We start from the raw sequence: 17597 nt of genomic DNA, 5'->3' as shown, positions 1-17597 counted from the left end.
AGCAACCATGCTGCATGGGGTTGTTAAAATAGCACTGGCATCCTGCTGGTGCATAAAATGTGTTTAGCTTCGTTTAGGAAGCCGACCTTCAGAGATAGCCGTATCCAATAAAGTTAATACCTTATCATATACTTGCTGTGCATTAAGCTCGCTAGTATCAAGCTCAATAGCATCCTCTGCAGGCACAAGTGGCGCAACGGCACGATTCATATCGCGATCATCACGCTCTTGAATGTCTTTTAATAGACCACTCAGTGTAACATTAAGACCGCGAGCATTCAACTCAACAAAACGTCGTTTGGCGCGTTCTTGTGCACTGGCGGTTAAAAATATTTTTAGCGGTGCATCTTTAAAAACCACAGTACCCATATCACGACCATCAGCAATTAGACCTCGTTCAGTTCTAAATGCGCGTTGGCGACGTAATAACGCTTCGCGTACGCGAGGTAGTGCTGCTACTTTTGATGCTGCAGCCCCTACTTCTTCGTTACGGATTGTGGTGGTTACATCCTCACCTTCTAAAACAACCTTTGCTGCATTAGTTTGACTATCTACCAAAAACTGCACATCTAAGTTAGCAGCTAAGGGAACTAATGCATCTTCGTTATCTAATGCGATTTGATGGTGAAGTGCCGCTAGAGATAAAACGCGGTAAATTGCGCCACTATCAAGTACATCCCATCCCAACTTTTCGGCTAACAAGCGACAAACAGTTCCTTTACCTGAACCACTTGGGCCATCTACGGTGATCACGGGCATTAATAACGCCTGCATTTAAACCTCCTACAATGCACACCTAAGTAAACCGCAATATTATACGTCAGTTATTTAAATAGATCGCTATTAGTGTGTAACTTTTTATTAATTAACATCAAAAACCTACTCACTAACTGATGCTAATACATTGAAAAATGTCGGAAATGTTTTATAAGTACACTTAGGATCATTAATCGTGATTGGCTTTCCACCTACGGCAACCATAGCAAAACACATGGCAATGCGATGGTCATCGTAAGTATCAATTGCCACATCGTTAAAGTGTTTCGGGGGAGTGATTTCTATAAAATCGTGCCCTTCTACAACTTCTGCGCCCACTTTTCTGAGCTCAGTTGCCATAGCGTGTAGTCGATCGGTTTCTTTTACGCGCCAATTATAAATATTACGAATAGCCGTTGGCCCTTTAGCGAACAGAGCCACAGTGGCTAATGTCATTGCTGCATCAGGTATGGCATTTGCGTCAATATCAACACCGTTTAATTGGCCTTTACGAACAACTAAACGCTCATCATACCAATCTATTTTAGCGCCCACTTGTTCCATTACTTTAGCAAAGCCAATATCGCCTTGCACCGATTTAGCACCGACACCTTTAATTTCAATTTCGCCACCGGCAATTGCAGCTGCAGCTACAAAGTAAGATGCAGAAGACGCATCGCCTTCAACCATAATACGTTCAAGTGACTGGTACTGTTGACCACCTTTTACGGTAAAAGTTGCATAATTACTATGCTCAACTTCTATTCCAAAGCGTGCCATTACATCAAGGGTAATATCAATGTAGGGTTTAGATACTAAAGTGCCTTTAATCGTTATTTTGGTATCACCATTAAACAGTGGTGCAGCCATTAGTAATGCAGTTAAAAATTGACTTGATATACTGCCGTCAATTGCAACTTCACCACCGTTAATTTGCCCACCTATAATTTTAAGCGGTGGGTAATCTTTATTTTTGCTGTAAGTAATATCACCGCCAAGTGCTTGCAGCGCATCGACTAAATGCCCTATTGGGCGCTCTTCCATGCGTGGCTCGCCAATCAGTTCGTACTCACCTGCAACCGCAGCAAGTACAGCGGTTAAAGGACGGTAAGCTGTGCCTGCATTACCTAAAAACAAAGGCTCTCTGGGGGTTTTAAATACTCCACCAACACCTTGTACTGTAGCAACTGTTCGCTCTTGGTTTAAACTAACGTTAACACCTAATAATTGTAACGCGCCCAACATATGGCGTATATCGTCACTATCAAGTAAGTTTTCAACAACAGTAGTGCCATTTGCTAATGCCGCTAATAACAATATACGGTTTGATAAGCTTTTTGAACCCGGCAGAGTGACGCTGCCATTAACACGCGAAATAGGTTCTAAGCGTAATTGTTCCATTAGCTATTTTCCTTTGCAAAAGCAGCCATAAAATCAACAAGCGCTTGCACGCCCTCAAGTGGCATTGCGTTGTAAATACTGGCGCGCATTCCACCTACAATTCTATGGCCTTCGAGTGCTAGCAAGCCTGCTTCGTTTGATTGAGCAACAAACTTACTGTTTAAGCTTTCATCATTTAACCAAAAAGGGACGTTCATACGCGAGCGACTATGCTTAGCTACTTTATTAGAATAAAAATCAGAATTATCGATAAAATTATAAAGTAGTTCAGCTTTTGCAATATTTTGTGCTTCCATGGCTTTTACACCACCATTTTGCTCAAGCCATTGGAATACTTCAGCCGCTAAATACCATGCAAATGTTGGTGGCGTATTAAACATACTGCCCTGCTTGGCCTCTAGTGCATAATCTAAAATACCTGGTTTAGGAAGCCCTTCACGTGCTAGTAATGTTTTACGTACGATAACGATTGCAATGCCCGAAGGACCTATATTTTTTTGTGCGCCAGCGTAAATTAAATCAAATTGATTAACGTCAATTTCACGCGATAAAATAGTTGACGACATATCTGCGATAATTGGCGCTGTTGGATGACTCGGTACATCAAAAATCTCTAAGCCATCAACGGTTTCGTTAGGACAATAGTGAATGTACGACGCATCTGCTGGCAACTGCCAGTCTGCCACTGCTTTAATCGAAAATTGACCATCGGTATCGTTACGAACATCGATAGCAGTAGTTTGGGTAAACTTATTTGCTTCATCCGTTGCACTTTTTGACCATACGCCGTTTTCGCAGTAAACCGCTGATTTATTTTCCTGATGTAAATTTAATGGCACAGCACTAAATTGACCGCGACCGCCACCATGCATAAACAGCACTTCAAATTCATCGCTAATATTCATTAAACGACGCAGGCTCGCTTCACATTTTTTAGTGAGCGCTAAAAACTCTTTACTACGGTGACTCATTTCCATCACCGATACACCCAAACCTTGCCAATCTATAAATTCTTGTTGTGCTTTTTTCATTACTGCTGGCGGTAACATGGCCGGCCCCGCACAAAAATTATACTTACTCATTACCTTTTCCTCATTCCAGTAATTAAAAAATTAAACACCCGATTACCATTCAATCAGGTTATACACATTAAATTAAAGCTGTGATCATTAAGTGGGCTATAGCCTCACTCATAGTATTAAAGCCTTCTTACCTATAAAGCTGCATTAATGCAGCAAACAGAGCAATATAAAACAATTACTGAGAACAACTATATATATAAATTAACGTCTTGCAATTGAGTCTTTTTGCTATTGTAAAAATTATTTTATTGCGCAGTATTATTAATATTAATTTTATTCAACACCATTAAAAAAAGCGGCCAAGGCCGCTTTTTTAATCTCAATTATTCTGAAGGAGGATTATCATCCGCTACTTCATCAATAACCGTATCAACTGTTTCGACGTCTTCGATATCAATTAAGTCACTTTCGGTAACTTCAATCTCTTCTATACGTTGTAAACCAACTACTTGCTCTTCGTCAATAGTTCTGATCAAAATAACACCTTGCGTGTTACGTCCAACCGTAGAAACTTCATTAACGCGAGTTCGTACTAAGGTACCACGATTTGAAATAATCATTATTTCATCGTTATCGTCAACTTGTACAGCACCTACAACCGCACCATTACGCTCACTTACTTTAATAGACACTACACCTTGAGTCGCACGACTCTTCGCTGGGTAGTCTTCAAGTAAAGTACGTTTACCGTAGCCGTTTTCAGTCACGGTTAAAATAGCACCATCTGTTTTAGGCACAATTAACGATACTACGCGTTGTCCTTCAGGCATTTTAATACCACGAACACCTGTAGCTGTACGGCCCATAGGACGAACACCTTTAAAGCGAATCTCAGGGTTACCTTCTTCGTCTAGTACTGGGTTACCGTTTTCATCAACAACCGTTGTTTCTTCTGCTTCTTTAAAGCGTACTACTTTACCCGCATCGGTAAACAACATAATTTCGTTGCTGCCATCGGTAACATCAACACCAATTAGGCTATCGCCTTCATTTAGGTTAACCGCAATAATACCGCTTGCACGTTGACGACTGTATGCCGTTAGTGGTGTTTTCTTCACTGTACCAAATGCGGTTGCCATAAAGATGTATTTATCTTCTGCATACTCGCGTACTGGTAATATAGCGGTAATACGTTCATCTGCCTCAAGTGGTAATAAGTTAACAATTGGTTTGCCGCGCGCTGCACGACTTGCAAGTGGTAACTGATACACTTTAAGCCAATATAAACGACCAGCCGTTGAGAAACACAATATAGTATCGTGCGTATTAGCAACTAATAAACGTTCAATGAAATCTTCATCTTTCATCTTCGTTGCCGATTTACCTTTACCACCACGACGCTGCGCTTCGTAATCAGACAGAGCCTGATACTTAACATAACCTTCGTGAGAAAGCGTTACTACTACGTTTTCTTCGGTAATTAAATCTTCAAGGCTGATATCGTGTGCTGCGGCATTTATTTCTGTACGACGCTCATCACCATATTGCGCTTTAATTTCAACTAACTCATCGCGAATAACTTCCATTAAACGCTCTGGTGTTGCCAAAATATGTAAAAGCTCAGCAATTAAATCTAATAACGATTGGTATTCAGTTAGAATCTTTTCGTGTTCTAAACCCGTTAGCTTATGTAAGCGTAAATCTAGGATTGCTTGAGCTTGTTGCTCAGAAATAAAGTATTGACCATCGCGAATACCTAACTCAGCAGCTAACCAATCTGGGCGGGCAACGTTGTCTTCGCCTGCTTTATCAAGCATGGCTTTTACGTTACCTAACTCCCACGAACGCGCTGTTAAAGCAACTTTTGCTTCAGCAGGTGTTGGTGAATTACGAATAAGCTCAATAATTGGGTCGATGTTTGCCAGTGCAATTGCTAAACCTTCTAGCATATGTGCACGGTCACGCGCTTTGCGTAAATCAAAAACAGTACGACGAGTTACTACTTCACGGCGGTGAATAATAAACTCTTCAAGCATTTCTTTTAAATTAAAGCACTTAGGCTGGTTGTTAATTAACGCAACCATATTCATACCAAACACAGTTTGTAACTGCGTTTGCGCATATAAATTATTTAAAATAACTTCGCCTACGTCACCACGTTTAATCTCAATAACGATACGCATACCGTCTTTATCTGATTCATCACGTAGCGCACTAATACCTTCAATTTTTTTATCTTTAACCAGCTCGGCAATTTTTTCAATTAGGCGCGCTTTGTTAACTTGATAAGGTATTTCGTGAACAATAATAGTTTCACGATGCGTTTTTTCATCTACTTCTATTTCAGCGCGGGCACGCATGTACACTTTACCACGGCCAGTTAAATAGGCTTGCTCTATGCCTTTTTTACCGTTGATAATTGCAGCAGTTGGAAAATCTGGGCCCGGGATATAATCCATTAACTCTAAAATAGATAATTCAGGGTTTTGAATGAGTGCTAAACAGCCATTTACCACTTCAGTTAAGTTATGAGGTGGAATGTTTGTTGCCATACCTACCGCAATACCCGATGAACCGTTTACTAATAAGTTAGGAACTCTGGTTGGTAAAACGTCAGGGATTTGCTCAGTGCCGTCGTAGTTAGGAACGAAATCAACCGTTTCTTTTTCAAGATCGGCTAATAATTCATGCGACATTTTTGCCATACGTACTTCTGTATAACGCATTGCCGCTGCTGAATCACCATCAACCGAACCGAAGTTACCTTGACCATCTACTAGCATATAACGCAGTGAGAATGGCTGTGCCATACGTACTATAGTGTCGTAAACAGCACTATCGCCGTGTGGGTGGTATTTACCGATTACGTCACCGACAACACGTGCCGATTTTTTGTAAGGCTTGTTCCAATCATTACTAAGCTCGTTCATTGCAAACAAAACGCGGCGGTGAACAGGTTTTAAGCCATCACGCACGTCTGGTAATGCACGTCCTACAATTACGCTCATTGCGTAATCTAAGTAGGAGTTTTTTAACTCGTCTTCAATATTGACTGGCAGAATGCCATGGGCGAGATCAGTCATTGATATCACATTCCTTCAGTATCAGCTCTTAAACACCCACTATTAGGTATCAAGAGAATTTGTTATTATTGCTAAAGAAACATGCTACCACAATTTATTTAGATTTACAGGCGCAAAACTTTGCGATTTACCAATTTAGCCCTATATAATGCCCCCAGATTGACGAGGAAGTATTTTATGACCGAACATCAAAATGTAGATCACGCAGAAATTGCAAAATTTGAGGCCATCGCAGAGCGGTGGTGGGATTTAGACGGGGAATTTAAACCGCTTCACGAAATAAACCCCTTACGTTTAGACTTTATAGCCAATAAAACTGGCGGTCTATTTGACAAAGAAACACTAGACGTAGGTTGTGGCGGCGGTATTTTAAGCCAAAGCATGGCGCGCATGGGGGCAAAGGTAACCGGCATAGATATGGGCCAAGAGCCTTTAACTGTTGCCAAATTACACAGCCTAGAGACAGGCGTACATGTAGAGTATATTAAAGTACCTGCTGAACAATATGCATCCGAGCACCCTGCTCGCTTTGATGTAGTAACCTGTATGGAAATGCTGGAGCATGTACCCGATCCGGCTTCTATTATTCATGCTGTTGCAGAGCTTGCAAAACCCGGTGCTGATGTGTTTTTTTCAACACTTAATAAAACCCCTAAAGCCTATTTATACGCCATTATTGGTGCAGAAAAGCTATTAAAAATGGTGCCTGAAGGCACTCACGATCATAAAAAGTTTATTAAACCAGCACAGTTAATTGCCTGGGCTGAACAAGCGGGTTTAAAAGTGCGCGCCAGTGCTGGGTTATCTTATAATCCATTATCTAAGCAGTACTCGCTTAATACCGACGTAAGCGTAAATTATATTCTGCATTTTGAGAAGTTAGCGTAATGGCTAGCTCTCAATCAACGTCACCTACTATAGAGTACGATGCTTTTTTATTTGACTTAGATGGCACTTTACTCGATACCGCTGATGACTTAGGTGCAGCTTTAAATACCGTACTGCGTTCGCAGCAATTAGATACAGTAAGTCGTGAGGTATATCGCGCTGCTGCATCTAATGGCGCAGCAGCCTTGTTAGAGGTCGGTTTTAAAGATAAATGGGGTGAGCAACCGCAAGCACAACTCGTTAAGCAATTAATTGATGCCTACGCGGCTAATATAGCCAAACACACCACGTGCTTTGCTGGTATTGAGCCACTACTTATCGAACTGGAGCGAAAAAACATCAAATGGGGGATCATGACTAACAAACCCGGATTTTTAACCGACCCTTTAGTGGCCGCGATCCCTGCTTTAAAAAATGCCTGCGTGGTTATCAGTGGCGATACTTTAGCTGAAGCTAAACCTTCGCCTTTACCTTTACTACATTGTGCCAAACTAATGGGCGTTGCACCAAATCGTTGCTTGTACATTGGCGATGCTTTGCGTGACATTCAAGCAGGTAAAGCGGCAGGTATGCACACCGCAACTGCACTTTGGGGTTACGTGCCTAACTTAACCGAAGTTTTGAGCTGGCAGGCCGATTTTAATTGGCAAAGCCCTATTGAAGGTTTTAACCATATATAGTGCTATGTTAATTATTAAACACTATATATTGTGATTGTGTTAGTTTTCACACAAAGCCTGCTGATAAAAAAAGCAGTCAAAATATATTTTTAAAAAGCGTAAATTTAGTAGATCCTTAGTTGATTTTTGTAAATTTCAACTTAACCGAATGTTCGAAGGTTAATGCTTACTAACACAAATGTGTTATCCCGACGTTATCCACAATTAGGGGCAATTCTGTCCCTTGCAAAACAACGCGGACCACACTATCTTGTGATCTCTAATTTGAACAACACCAGATATTGTGGCTAAATGTTATTCAATAAAATCGCCTGAATTGGTGTAAACAATAATAAATGAATAGATACTCTGTTATTTTGGAGTATTAATCATTGGTCAAAATACTTAATTTCCAAGGAATACAGGCAAAACTATGAACCAACAGTTATCTGTAAGCAAACGTGACGGCCGTAAAGAGCCACTTGATCTTGACAAGATCCATCGCGTTATTGAATGGGCCGCCGAAGGGTTAAATAACGTTTCGGTTTCGCAAGTTGAATTAAAATCACACATTCAATTTTACGACGGTATTCGTACTAAAGATATTCACGAAACCATCATTAAAGCTGCAGCCGATCAGATTTCAAAAGAATCTCCTGATTATCAGTATTTGTCAGCACGTTTAGCTGTATTCCATTTACGTAAAAAAGCGTATGGCCAATTTGAGCCACCACGTTTATTTGATCATGTAACAAAAATGGTTGGCGACAAACGCTACGACGCTCACCTACTGGTAGATTACACCGAGCAAGAGCTTGACGAATTAGACGAATACCTAGATCACAGCCGTGACCTTAACTTTAGTTATGCTGCGGTTAAACAGCTTGAAGGTAAATACTTAGTTCAAAACCGTGTAACCGGTGAGATTTATGAAAGCGCGCAGTTTTTATATATTTTAGTCGCTGCTAGCTTATTTGCTGACTACCCTCGCGATACACGTATTGCGTATATAAAACGTTTTTACGATGCGATTTCATTGTTTAAAATTTCACTGCCTACGCCAATTATGGCAGGTGTTCGTACGCCAACACGCCAGTTTAGCTCGTGTGTATTAATAGAGTGTGGCGACAGCCTTGATTCAATTAACGCCACCTCGTCTGCAATTGTTAAATACGTATCGCAACGTGCCGGCATTGGCATTAACGCAGGTCGCATTCGTGCACTGGGTAGCCACATTCGCAATGGCGAAGCGTACCATACGGGTTGTATTCCTTTTTATAAGCACTTTCAAACAGCGGTTAAAAGCTGTTCGCAAGGCGGTGTACGTGGCGGCGCAGCAACCTTGTTCTACCCGCTTTGGCATTTAGAAGTAGAAAACCTGTTAGTACTTAAAAATAACCGCGGGGTTGATGACAACCGCGTGCGTCATTTAGATTACGGCGTACAGTTTAATAAACTAATGTACTCGCGTTTAATTAAAGACGACTACATTACCTTGTTTAGCCCCTCTGATGTGCCAGGCCTTTACGATGCATTTTTTGAAGACCAAGACGAGTTTGACGCGCTTTACGTAAAATACGAACAAGACGAATCAATTCGTAAAAAACGCATTAAAGCTATTGAACTGTTCTCAATGTTTGCGCAAGAACGTGCAAGTACCGGTCGTATTTACTTACAAAACGTTGACCACTGTAATACGCACAGCCCGTTCATTGCTAAAGTGGCACCTATTCGCCAATCTAATTTATGTTTAGAAATTGCATTACCAACTAAGCCGTTGGATAACGTAAACGACGAAGAAGGCGAAATTGCGCTATGTACACTCTCTGCATTTAACTTAGGGGCTATTGAGTCACTAGATGAACTTGAAGAATTGGCTGAGCTTGCTGTACGCGCTTTAGATAACTTACTTGATTTTCAAGACTACCCAGTACCGGCTGCAAAAAATGCCACTATGGGTCGTCGTACTCTAGGAATAGGCGTAATTAACTACGCATACTACCTAGCTAAAAACGGTAAGCGTTATTCAGATGGCAGCGCAAATGCACTAACGCACAAAACATTTGAAGCGATTCAATACTACTTAATGAAAGCATCAAACGAGCTTGCTAAAGAGCGTGGTGCATGTCCTAAGTTTAACGAAACAACCTACTCTCAAGGTATAATGCCAACAGATACGTACAAGCGAGATCTTGACAAAATTTGTGATGAGCCACTACACCTTGATTGGGATGCATTACGTGCCAGCATTAAAGAGCACGGTATGCGTAACTCAACAGTAAGTGCGCTAATGCCATCAGAAACATCGTCGCAAATTTCTAACGCAACAAACGGTATTGAGCCACCACGTGGCCATATTAGCGTTAAAGCAAGTAAAGACGGTATTTTAAAGCAAGTTGTACCTGAATATGAACGTTTAAAAGATAACTACGAGTTACTGTGGGATATTCCTTCAAACGATGGTTACTTACAACTTGTGGGTATAATGCAAAAATTTATTGACCAGTCTATTTCGGCCAATACAAATTATGATCCTGGTAAGTTTGAAGGCGGTCGCGTACCGATGAAAGTCTTATTAAAAGATTTGCTTAGCGCCTACAAACTGGGTGTTAAAACCTTGTACTATCACAATACCCGCGATGGTGCATCTGATGCACAAGAAGATACACCGGATCTTGAAGATGATGATTGCGCAGGCGGCGCGTGTAAAATTTAATTTTTGAGTTTTTATTTTAAGCGGGCACTAAGCCCGCTTTATTCTGATAGTTTTTTGAGTGATAAACATGTCTTATACTACCTTTAGTCGTAAACATAATAACCAAATGGAAGAGCCAATGTTTTTTGGCCAAACCGTTAACGTATCTCGTTATGATCAACAAAAATACCCTATTTTTGAAAAACTAATTGAAAAGCAGCTTTCGTTTTTTTGGCGCCCAGAAGAAGTAGACGTAAGCAAAGACCGCTTAGACTTTCAAGCATTACCTGATCATGAAAAGCATATATTTTTAAGTAACTTAAAATATCAAACATTGCTTGATAGCGTACAAGGGCGTTCACCAAACGTGGCCCTACTACCTATTGTATCGCTACCAGAGTTAGAAACATGGATAGAAACGTGGGCGTTTAGTGAAACGATTCATAGCCGCTCGTACACGCATATTATTCGTAATGTTACCCAAGCACCTGAACTTATTTTTGATGACATAGTTAGCAATGACAAAATTAGTGAACGTGCCGATGCGGTAACAAAATACTACGATGATTTAATTAACTCAGTGTCGCTTTACAATTTATACGGTGAAGGCAAACATGAGATTAACGGTAAATCTGTTGTTGTTAATTTATTTGAGCTGAAAAAGAAACTTTACCTGGCAATGATGTCGGTAAATATTTTAGAAGCGATTCGTTTTTATGTCAGCTTTGCCTGCTCGTTTGCGTTTGCTGAGCGTGAATTGATGGAAGGTAACGCTAAAATAATCAAGCTTATTGCCCGCGATGAAGCGCTACATTTATCTGGCACTCAGCATATTTTAAATATTATGCAAGACGGTAAAGACGATCCAGAAATGGCGATTGTTGCCGCGCAGTGCCGCGACGAAGCAATTAAAATGTTTGTGGACGCTGCAGAGCAAGAAAAAGAATGGGCCGAGTACTTATTCAAAGATGGCTCAATGATTGGCTTAAATAAACACATTTTATGTCAGTACGTTGAATACATTACCAACGCTCGAATGACAGCCATTGGTTTTCCTGCACAGTTTAAAAACAACAGTAATCCTATCCCATGGATAAACTCTTGGTTGGTGTCAGATAACGTGCAAGTAGCACCACAAGAAGCTGAAATTAGCTCCTACCTTGTTGGTCAAATAGACTCGCAAGTTGATGCCTCTGAATTTGGTGACTTTGATTTATAATGACTGATCGACCTACTGCAAGCATTACGCTTGCAGATAACAGCCAGTGCATAGAATTTAGCACTGGCTGCCCTTCTGTTTTACACTGCCTAGAATCTCAACAGATAGAAGTGGCCTTTCAATGCCGCGAAGGCTATTGCGGTGCCTGCAGAGCGACTTTAGTGTCAGGTAAAGTTGATTATAATGAAGAGCCTCTAGCGTTTGTACGCGACGGCGAAATACTGTTGTGCTGCTGCAAACCTAATGGCGACATACATATTAAACTTTAACTTCATTTAAACCAAACAGTCTAAAAATCACTCTCTAATCAGTTTTAAGTACTTTTAAACCACTTAGTTTAAAAGTACTTTTTAGCCCTTTATAAAAAGCATATTCATAAACTAAATTAACTAACCTTTATAAATCGTTAATAATCAAAGACTTGAAGATTTCCCTGCTAATTAATTACTAAAATCGATAAGGTTATACTATAACATCATTGAACCGTCGCTTTTGTAGTGTTATATTATATCACAACATAACAACCACGAACTTAAAGACTCATGACTAAGCTAACATTAATTTCTTCTGCAATTTTTTCTGTTTTATGCTCTCACTCTGCACTTGCTGCCACTGTTAATGGCAAAGTAACAGATGAAAAAAATCAACCTATTGAAAACGCCACTATTCATGTACACGGTAAATCTCAAAGCGTTAAAACCAACAAGCTTGGCGAGTTTGCCATTGAGCTTGATGCGAGCGGCCAGCTGCATATTAGCAAAGATAACTATAGCGACTCACGCATTACGGTAACCGAGTCATCAAACAATATTGCAATTGCTTTAAAGCCAACCTCTATTGAAACTGTAGTTGTGTTTGCATCGGCCTTGCACAAAAGTAGCTTAGAAATGATTTCTCCGGTAAATGTACTCTCTGGTGATGAGCTAAGAAACAAGTCAAAGCCAACGCTTGGCGAAACCCTAAAAGGCTTACCGGGAGTTAACGCGAGTTATTTTGGCCCTGTTTCATCAAGCCCAATTATTCGTGGCTTAGATGGCCCTCGGGTTAAAATTATGCAAAATGGCTTAGACAGCAGTGATGCATCGCGTATTGGCCCTGATCATGCTACTTCTAGCGACAGCTTAGCTGCTGAACAAATAGAAGTACTACGTGGCCCAAGTACTCTACTGTATGGCTCTGGTGCTATTGGTGGTGTGGTAAACGTAGTTGATAACCGCATTCCTACGAGCAATATAGATGAATTAACCGGTGCAGTAGAATACAGTCACGATTCGGTATCCAACGCGAATACCTACGCTGCAAAGTTAGAGACGGGTTATAATAATTTTAACTTTCATTTTGATGGCACTAAACGCAGCGGCGATGACTATCAAACACCACGATTTAACCAGCTTCACGAAGATGGTGATGTTGAAAGTAAAGATTCTGTAGAAAACACCTTTATCGACAGTGAAACCGTTAACTTTGGTACTAGCTACGTAGGTGAGCATTTAACGGTTGGGTTTTCTTACGGTAAAATAAAAACGGATTATGGTATTCCAGGTCATGAGCATGATCACGGACATGAACACGATCATGCAGCCGACGGCGATGCCCATAGTGATGAAGCACATGAAGAAACACCTGTTTTTGCCCAGTTAGAGCAAGATCGCTGGCAAGGTCTATTAAGCTATGCGCTACATAATAATTGGATTGAAACCATTAATTTGCGCTTAGGCTATACAGATTACTTACACAGTGAAATTGAAAACGGTGAAATAGGCACTACATTTAAAAACAAAACCACTGAAGCACGCTTAAACATAGAACATAAATTAGCTGATTGGCACGGCATGGTGGGTTATCACTACAGTGATTCTGATTATGATGCCAACGGCGAAGAAGCATTTACGCCAGCCAGTGTAACGACCACTAATGCTTTATATTTATTAGAAGAACGTGAGTTTGGTGATGTAACTATTGAGTTAGGTGCGCGAGTTGAAGACTATAAAATAAAAAGCCAAATAGCAACGCATCAGCATAGCCATGATGACACGCAAACAAGCAATGCTGAAGTACTTGACTACACTAAAAGCTTTACTAACCTTAGCGCTTCAATGGGTGCTATTTGGCAATATACCCCTGGATATAGTATGGCAATGAGTCTTTCACACTCAGAACGTGCCCCGCTCTCTGCAGAGCTATTATCTAATGGCTTACACATTGCAACTGGTACCTATGAGCTTGGCCTAGGCTATCATATTGAAGACGGTGAAGCGCATTTTGAACCCGAGAATATCAAACAAGAAACCTCAACCAATATTGATTTAGGTTTTAGACGCTTTAGCGGTGACTTTGGTTACTCTGTAAACTTTTTTTATAATGATATTAAAAACTTTTACTTTCAAGAAAATACTGGCTTAGTATTTGATGAAGAACATGGTTTAGAAGCGGCTGATAACGGCCACGACCATGGTGTGGCGGTGTATCAGTTTACCAGTAAAGACGCCGAGCTGTATGGCTTAGAGTTTGATGCGCATTATAAAGTTAACGCAAGCACCTTGGTTAAAGTATTTGGTGACTCTACGCGAGCAAAACTCAAGCAAGACGATGAAAACTTACCTCGTATCCCTGCTAATAAATTAGGCTCTGAGTTGCAATACAACTTAGGTAATTGGCAATTCGCATTAACCGGTACCCATTATTTTTCACAAACCGATATTACCGCCTATGAGACTAAAACCGATGGTTATACTTTATTTGATGCACAAGCTAACTATCAGCTAGATTTAGGTAACCTTGATACACAACTGTACATCAACGTTGATAATATTACTGATGAGCTTGGCTTTGTACATAGCTCATTTATTAAAGACACCGCCCCATTACCAGGTAGAAACTTCCGCTTTGGTATTCGCGGCTACTTTTAACAATATACTTTAATTACCGCTAATCATTAATAAGCCCCTTGCTATGCTGGGGCATATTTATTGCTTGCTAAAGTGCAGTGTTTTATATCCTCTTTATACATATCTCACTTTAAATACTTTTCACAAAAAGAAAAGAAGAAGCATAAATGAGCAGATAAAAAGTTAAATATACCGGTAAGACACAAAAAAACCGCATTCAATTTAATGAATGCGGTTTTTTATTTATTGCTTAAGAATACTTAAGCAATAATTTCGTGTAACTCAACATCAAATACTAGTGTTGAGTAAGGTGCGATTGCAGCACCGGCACCACGTTCACCATAAGCAAGGTCATGAGGAACGTAAAGACGCCATTTAGTACCCGCTGGCATCATTTGTAATGCTTCAGTCCAGCCTTTGATCACGCCACCTACTGGGAATTCAGCAGGTTGACCGCGCTCGTATGAGCTATCAAAAACAGTACCGTTAATTAATGTACCGTGGTAATCAACACGTACTGTAGACTCAGCTGTTGGCTTGTCGCCTTCACCTGTAGTAATTACTTCGTATTGAAGACCTGATTCAGTCACTGTGATTTCAGGACGTTTTGCATTTTCTTCTAGAAATGCAATGCCTTCAGCAGCAAGTACTTGTGATTCTTGCTCGCGACGAGCTTGAATTTCTTCATTGATTTTTTCAAAAGCAGCTTGGATCTCAGGGATCTCAACTTGAAAAGCGCTACCTGCGTACGCATCTTTCATGCCTTCAAACACTGAATTTAGGTTTAAGCCTTCAAAAGGATTAGACTTAAGTTGCTCACCCATTTGTAAGCCAATACCGTAACTTGCTTTTTCAGCATCTGTAGTAAAATTATCTGACATAATGTGTTTTTCACGTTTTGTTAGTTAAAAGACGCGACTATGCTATCACAAAATAAACCCGCTTTGGGGCTAGTTTTTGCTGTGTTTTACTTTAATTAGGCCAACAATATAGGTACTCACTGGTAAACTGCATAAAATTCCAGCAAGTAGCGCTAAAGTGAGTAATCCACTAGCACCAAATAATAAAAATGGAATTACCACAAGTCCAACTAAACCTATAAATACTGAGCTAATAACTGGCCAAAATTTATCGTATTTAGTAATTAAATGAGCCACTAAAATATTAAAACCGAGGGCATAAACAAAGGCGGTAATAACAGGGTTATTTGGTTGCGCATCAAGTGCCATTTTGACTAATAAACTTATTGCACTTTGATAACAATAAGCAAACACAATCCATAATAAAATGTGTTTAATTAATTGCTGTGAGGTTGAAAGGTTAGTTGATTTTGACATACAAGTTCCACAAAGCAAAAAACCGCCAATAAGGCGGTTTTTTTAAATAATGGTGGAGAGATAGGGATTTGAACCCTAGATGGGCTATAAACCCATGCCGGTTTTCAAGACCGGTGCATTCGACCACTCTGCCATCTCTCCGCACGGCGCGAATAATAGGGGTAAATGACAAACTTGTAAAGGCTTAAAAGCATAAAATCGTTAAAAATAATTTTATGCTTAAAATTAAAGCAATCTATTAAAATACCAATTATTAATTTAGCGACTGCTAAATTTAACAAAGGAGTTTGTTTTAGTAATATTGCTTTGGTCTGCGTGCAATCCAAGAACAAAGCAAACACACAAATAAACTTAAAGTTAAAAATGTTGCACTTTGAAATATTAAATCAAACCGATTTAAATCATCACTAGGCACTACTACAACCAAAAATGCAGGCAATACGGTGAGTAATAACACATAGCAACATATTTTAAATGCACGACCAAAGTCATAGCGTTTAGATTGTTGCATCCACCAGGTTAAAACAACTAACACACCCATTGATGAGGCAACAATAAAATGTGCTTTACTGGTACTCATTGCAATATAAAGGGTTATAAAAGCACCTATGGCGCCCCAAAAAGACCAGGCCAGCCAACTTTCTTTTTCACGTAAAAATAAATTTCCCATTAATTTCGTCTTCTTTATCTTTGTTTTTATTAAGACTTTCCATACTTTATCAAAAAACAATCGATTAAAAAACAAACTGCAGAAGGAGTTTTATAGATTACGCATCCTAGCACTTCTCACAGCTAAACTACTTAACCTGAACTCTGGTTAAGGTATTTACTAACACATTTAATAATAATGATATTTAAACTTATTTTCTCTAGCGTTGAAAATAGCTGCTAGAGATAGATTTATTATCAAGAGTTCTGGTTACTTACACATCCACTCTAACATACAAGCGTTAATGGTGTATGAGTATAAGTAGGGCAAAAAGTTCATCTTATTTTATAAGTAGCTGAAAAAATCAACAGCTTTATGACGAGGCGACTTTTTACACTCAACAGCCGGCGTGCCTAAATACAAATAGCCCACTATTTCGTCTTGCTCATTTAATTTTAATGCCTGTTTAACTGCAGGGCTTTGCGCAAAAAAACCAGTTCGCCAAATACCACTAAGCCCTTGTGCAAAAGCCGCTTGTTGCATAGCAAATACGCTACACCCTGCGCTTTGTATTTGCTCAATTCGCGGGACTTTTGGATGTTCTTGATACTTTGCTATAGCAATAATAATCATAGGCGCGCGCAACGGGTGCTCTTTTGTGCGCTCAATCATTTTTTCGGCTTGTTGCTCTGCAATTGCACTTTGCTGAAAAATGTCGCCTAATTTATGGCGCGCATCGCCTTGTACAACAATAAATTGCCAAGGTGCAATACAACCATGGTCGGGAACACGTAGCGCAGCTTGCTGGATCACCGCGAGTTGTTCTTCATTTGGGCCTGGCTCTGTTAATTTGGCGTCAGATTGACGGGTCAATAATAATTCAATCGCGTTCATAACCATCTCTCAAAATAAAAGCTAGCATAGCATTGATTTAACATAGAAAAATAAAGCGCTGTAATATCAGTGCTTATTTTAGCGAGAATAATAGATAAACAGCCTA

General features: G+C 40.0%; 14 protein-coding genes and 1 tRNA gene. 6 read left to right on the top strand and 9 right to left on the bottom strand.

Going from position 1 to position 17597, the window contains the following annotated elements; all coding sequences use genetic code 11:
* Window positions 1–63 precede the first annotated feature (63 nt).
* The 4 genes from cmk to gyrA all read right to left on the bottom strand — a co-directional run bounded on the left by cmk (window position 64) and on the right by gyrA (window position 6262).
* Complete coding sequence (gene cmk, locus RB215_RS07180) at window positions 64–774, bottom strand: (d)CMP kinase (protein ID WP_011328104.1); 711 nt, start codon at window positions 772–774, stop codon at window positions 64–66.
* A 105-nt stretch (window positions 775–879) separates the two neighbouring features.
* Window positions 880–2157, bottom strand: a complete 1278-nt coding sequence (aroA, locus tag RB215_RS07175; protein WP_011328103.1) for a 3-phosphoshikimate 1-carboxyvinyltransferase — start codon at window positions 2155–2157, stop codon at window positions 880–882.
* Window positions 2157–3239, bottom strand: a complete 1083-nt coding sequence (serC, locus tag RB215_RS07170; RefSeq protein WP_011328102.1) for a 3-phosphoserine/phosphohydroxythreonine transaminase — start codon at window positions 3237–3239, stop codon at window positions 2157–2159. The genes aroA and serC overlap by 1 nt, the downstream gene beginning before the upstream one ends.
* Window positions 3240–3562: 323 nt before the next feature.
* The gene (gene gyrA / locus RB215_RS07165; protein WP_011328101.1) at window positions 3563–6262 is read right to left on the bottom strand and encodes a DNA topoisomerase (ATP-hydrolyzing) subunit A; all 2700 of its coding nucleotides are present in this window, start codon (window positions 6260–6262) and stop codon (window positions 3563–3565) included.
* Between the two features lie 177 nt (window positions 6263–6439).
* On the opposite strand from gyrA, the gene ubiG reads away from it, so the two are divergent.
* The 6 genes from ubiG to RB215_RS07135 all read left to right on the top strand — a co-directional run bounded on the left by ubiG (window position 6440) and on the right by RB215_RS07135 (window position 14632).
* On the top strand, window positions 6440–7150 hold the full coding sequence (gene ubiG / locus RB215_RS07160) for a bifunctional 2-polyprenyl-6-hydroxyphenol methylase/3-demethylubiquinol 3-O-methyltransferase UbiG (protein WP_086996055.1): 711 nt from the start codon (window positions 6440–6442) through the stop codon (window positions 7148–7150).
* Window positions 7150–7830, top strand: a complete 681-nt coding sequence (locus RB215_RS07155; RefSeq protein ID WP_309217106.1) for an HAD-IA family hydrolase — start codon at window positions 7150–7152, stop codon at window positions 7828–7830. The genes ubiG and RB215_RS07155 overlap by 1 nt, the downstream gene beginning before the upstream one ends.
* Window positions 7831–8242: 412 nt before the next feature.
* Complete coding sequence (gene nrdA, locus RB215_RS07150) at window positions 8243–10525, top strand: class 1a ribonucleoside-diphosphate reductase subunit alpha (protein ID WP_011328098.1); 2283 nt, start codon at window positions 8243–8245, stop codon at window positions 10523–10525.
* Between the two features lie 67 nt (window positions 10526–10592).
* Window positions 10593–11723, top strand: coding sequence for a class Ia ribonucleoside-diphosphate reductase subunit beta (gene nrdB / locus RB215_RS07145; protein ID WP_011328097.1), 1131 nt, complete (start codon window positions 10593–10595; stop codon window positions 11721–11723).
* Window positions 11723–11992, top strand: a complete 270-nt coding sequence (gene yfaE, locus RB215_RS07140; protein ID WP_011328096.1) for a class I ribonucleotide reductase maintenance protein YfaE — start codon at window positions 11723–11725, stop codon at window positions 11990–11992. Before nrdB ends, yfaE begins: the two co-directional genes overlap by 1 nt.
* A 273-nt stretch (window positions 11993–12265) precedes the next feature.
* Window positions 12266–14632, top strand: a complete 2367-nt coding sequence (locus tag RB215_RS07135; RefSeq protein WP_179806587.1) for a TonB-dependent receptor domain-containing protein — start codon at window positions 12266–12268, stop codon at window positions 14630–14632.
* 239 nt (window positions 14633–14871) lie between these two features.
* Here the strand turns inward: RB215_RS07135 and RB215_RS07130 are convergent, their stop codons facing one another.
* The 5 genes from RB215_RS07130 to RB215_RS07110 all read right to left on the bottom strand — a co-directional run bounded on the left by RB215_RS07130 (window position 14872) and on the right by RB215_RS07110 (window position 17491).
* Window positions 14872–15492 (bottom strand): FKBP-type peptidyl-prolyl cis-trans isomerase, encoded by a 621-nt coding sequence (locus RB215_RS07130; protein ID WP_011328094.1) that lies wholly within the window; start codon window positions 15490–15492, stop codon window positions 14872–14874.
* 69 nt (window positions 15493–15561) lie between these two features.
* Window positions 15562–15948: a hypothetical protein gene (locus RB215_RS07125; protein WP_182677654.1), complete on the bottom strand. Its 387-nt coding sequence runs from the start codon at window positions 15946–15948 to the stop codon at window positions 15562–15564.
* 50 nt (window positions 15949–15998) lie between these two features.
* Window positions 15999–16089: transfer RNA gene (locus tag RB215_RS07120), tRNA-Ser, on the bottom strand.
* 151 nt (window positions 16090–16240) lie between these two features.
* Window positions 16241–16618 (bottom strand): hypothetical protein, encoded by a 378-nt coding sequence (locus tag RB215_RS07115; RefSeq protein WP_306288054.1) that lies wholly within the window; start codon window positions 16616–16618, stop codon window positions 16241–16243.
* Window positions 16619–16942: 324 nt separating this feature from the next.
* The gene (locus tag RB215_RS07110) at window positions 16943–17491 is read right to left on the bottom strand and encodes an NAD(P)H nitroreductase (RefSeq protein WP_089368956.1); all 549 of its coding nucleotides are present in this window, start codon (window positions 17489–17491) and stop codon (window positions 16943–16945) included.
* Between the last annotated feature and the right edge of the window lie 106 nt (window positions 17492–17597).

This window comes from Pseudoalteromonas sp. HL-AS2 (assembly GCF_031198805.1).
Lineage (GTDB): Bacteria > Pseudomonadota > Gammaproteobacteria > Enterobacterales > Alteromonadaceae > Pseudoalteromonas > Pseudoalteromonas nigrifaciens.
The sequence above is the reverse complement of the archived record's forward strand: the minus strand, read 5'-3'. Positions and strand labels throughout refer to the sequence as shown.

Bases quoted from the DNA above. Each gene is read 5' to 3' on its own strand.
- cmk (WP_011328104.1), bottom strand. From the start codon at position 774: ATGCAGGCGTTATTAATGCCCGTGATCACCGTAGATGGCCCAAGTGGT.
- aroA (WP_011328103.1), bottom strand. From the start codon at position 2,157: ATGGAACAATTACGCTTAGAACCTATTTCGCGTGTTAATGGCAGCGTC.
- serC (WP_011328102.1), bottom strand. From the start codon at position 3,239: ATGAGTAAGTATAATTTTTGTGCGGGGCCGGCCATGTTACCGCCAGCA.
- gyrA (WP_011328101.1), bottom strand. From the start codon at position 6,262: ATGACTGATCTCGCCCATGGCATTCTGCCAGTCAATATTGAAGACGAG.
- ubiG (WP_086996055.1), top strand. From the start codon at position 6,440: ATGACCGAACATCAAAATGTAGATCACGCAGAAATTGCAAAATTTGAG.
- RB215_RS07155 (WP_309217106.1), top strand. From the start codon at position 7,150: ATGGCTAGCTCTCAATCAACGTCACCTACTATAGAGTACGATGCTTTT.
- nrdA (WP_011328098.1), top strand. From the start codon at position 8,243: ATGAACCAACAGTTATCTGTAAGCAAACGTGACGGCCGTAAAGAGCCA.
- nrdB (WP_011328097.1), top strand. From the start codon at position 10,593: ATGTCTTATACTACCTTTAGTCGTAAACATAATAACCAAATGGAAGAG.
- yfaE (WP_011328096.1), top strand. From the start codon at position 11,723: ATGACTGATCGACCTACTGCAAGCATTACGCTTGCAGATAACAGCCAG.
- RB215_RS07135 (WP_179806587.1), top strand. From the start codon at position 12,266: ATGACTAAGCTAACATTAATTTCTTCTGCAATTTTTTCTGTTTTATGC.
- RB215_RS07130 (WP_011328094.1), bottom strand. From the start codon at position 15,492: ATGTCAGATAATTTTACTACAGATGCTGAAAAAGCAAGTTACGGTATT.
- RB215_RS07125 (WP_182677654.1), bottom strand. From the start codon at position 15,948: ATGTCAAAATCAACTAACCTTTCAACCTCACAGCAATTAATTAAACAC.
- RB215_RS07115 (WP_306288054.1), bottom strand. From the start codon at position 16,618: ATGGGAAATTTATTTTTACGTGAAAAAGAAAGTTGGCTGGCCTGGTCT.
- RB215_RS07110 (WP_089368956.1), bottom strand. From the start codon at position 17,491: ATGAACGCGATTGAATTATTATTGACCCGTCAATCTGACGCCAAATTA.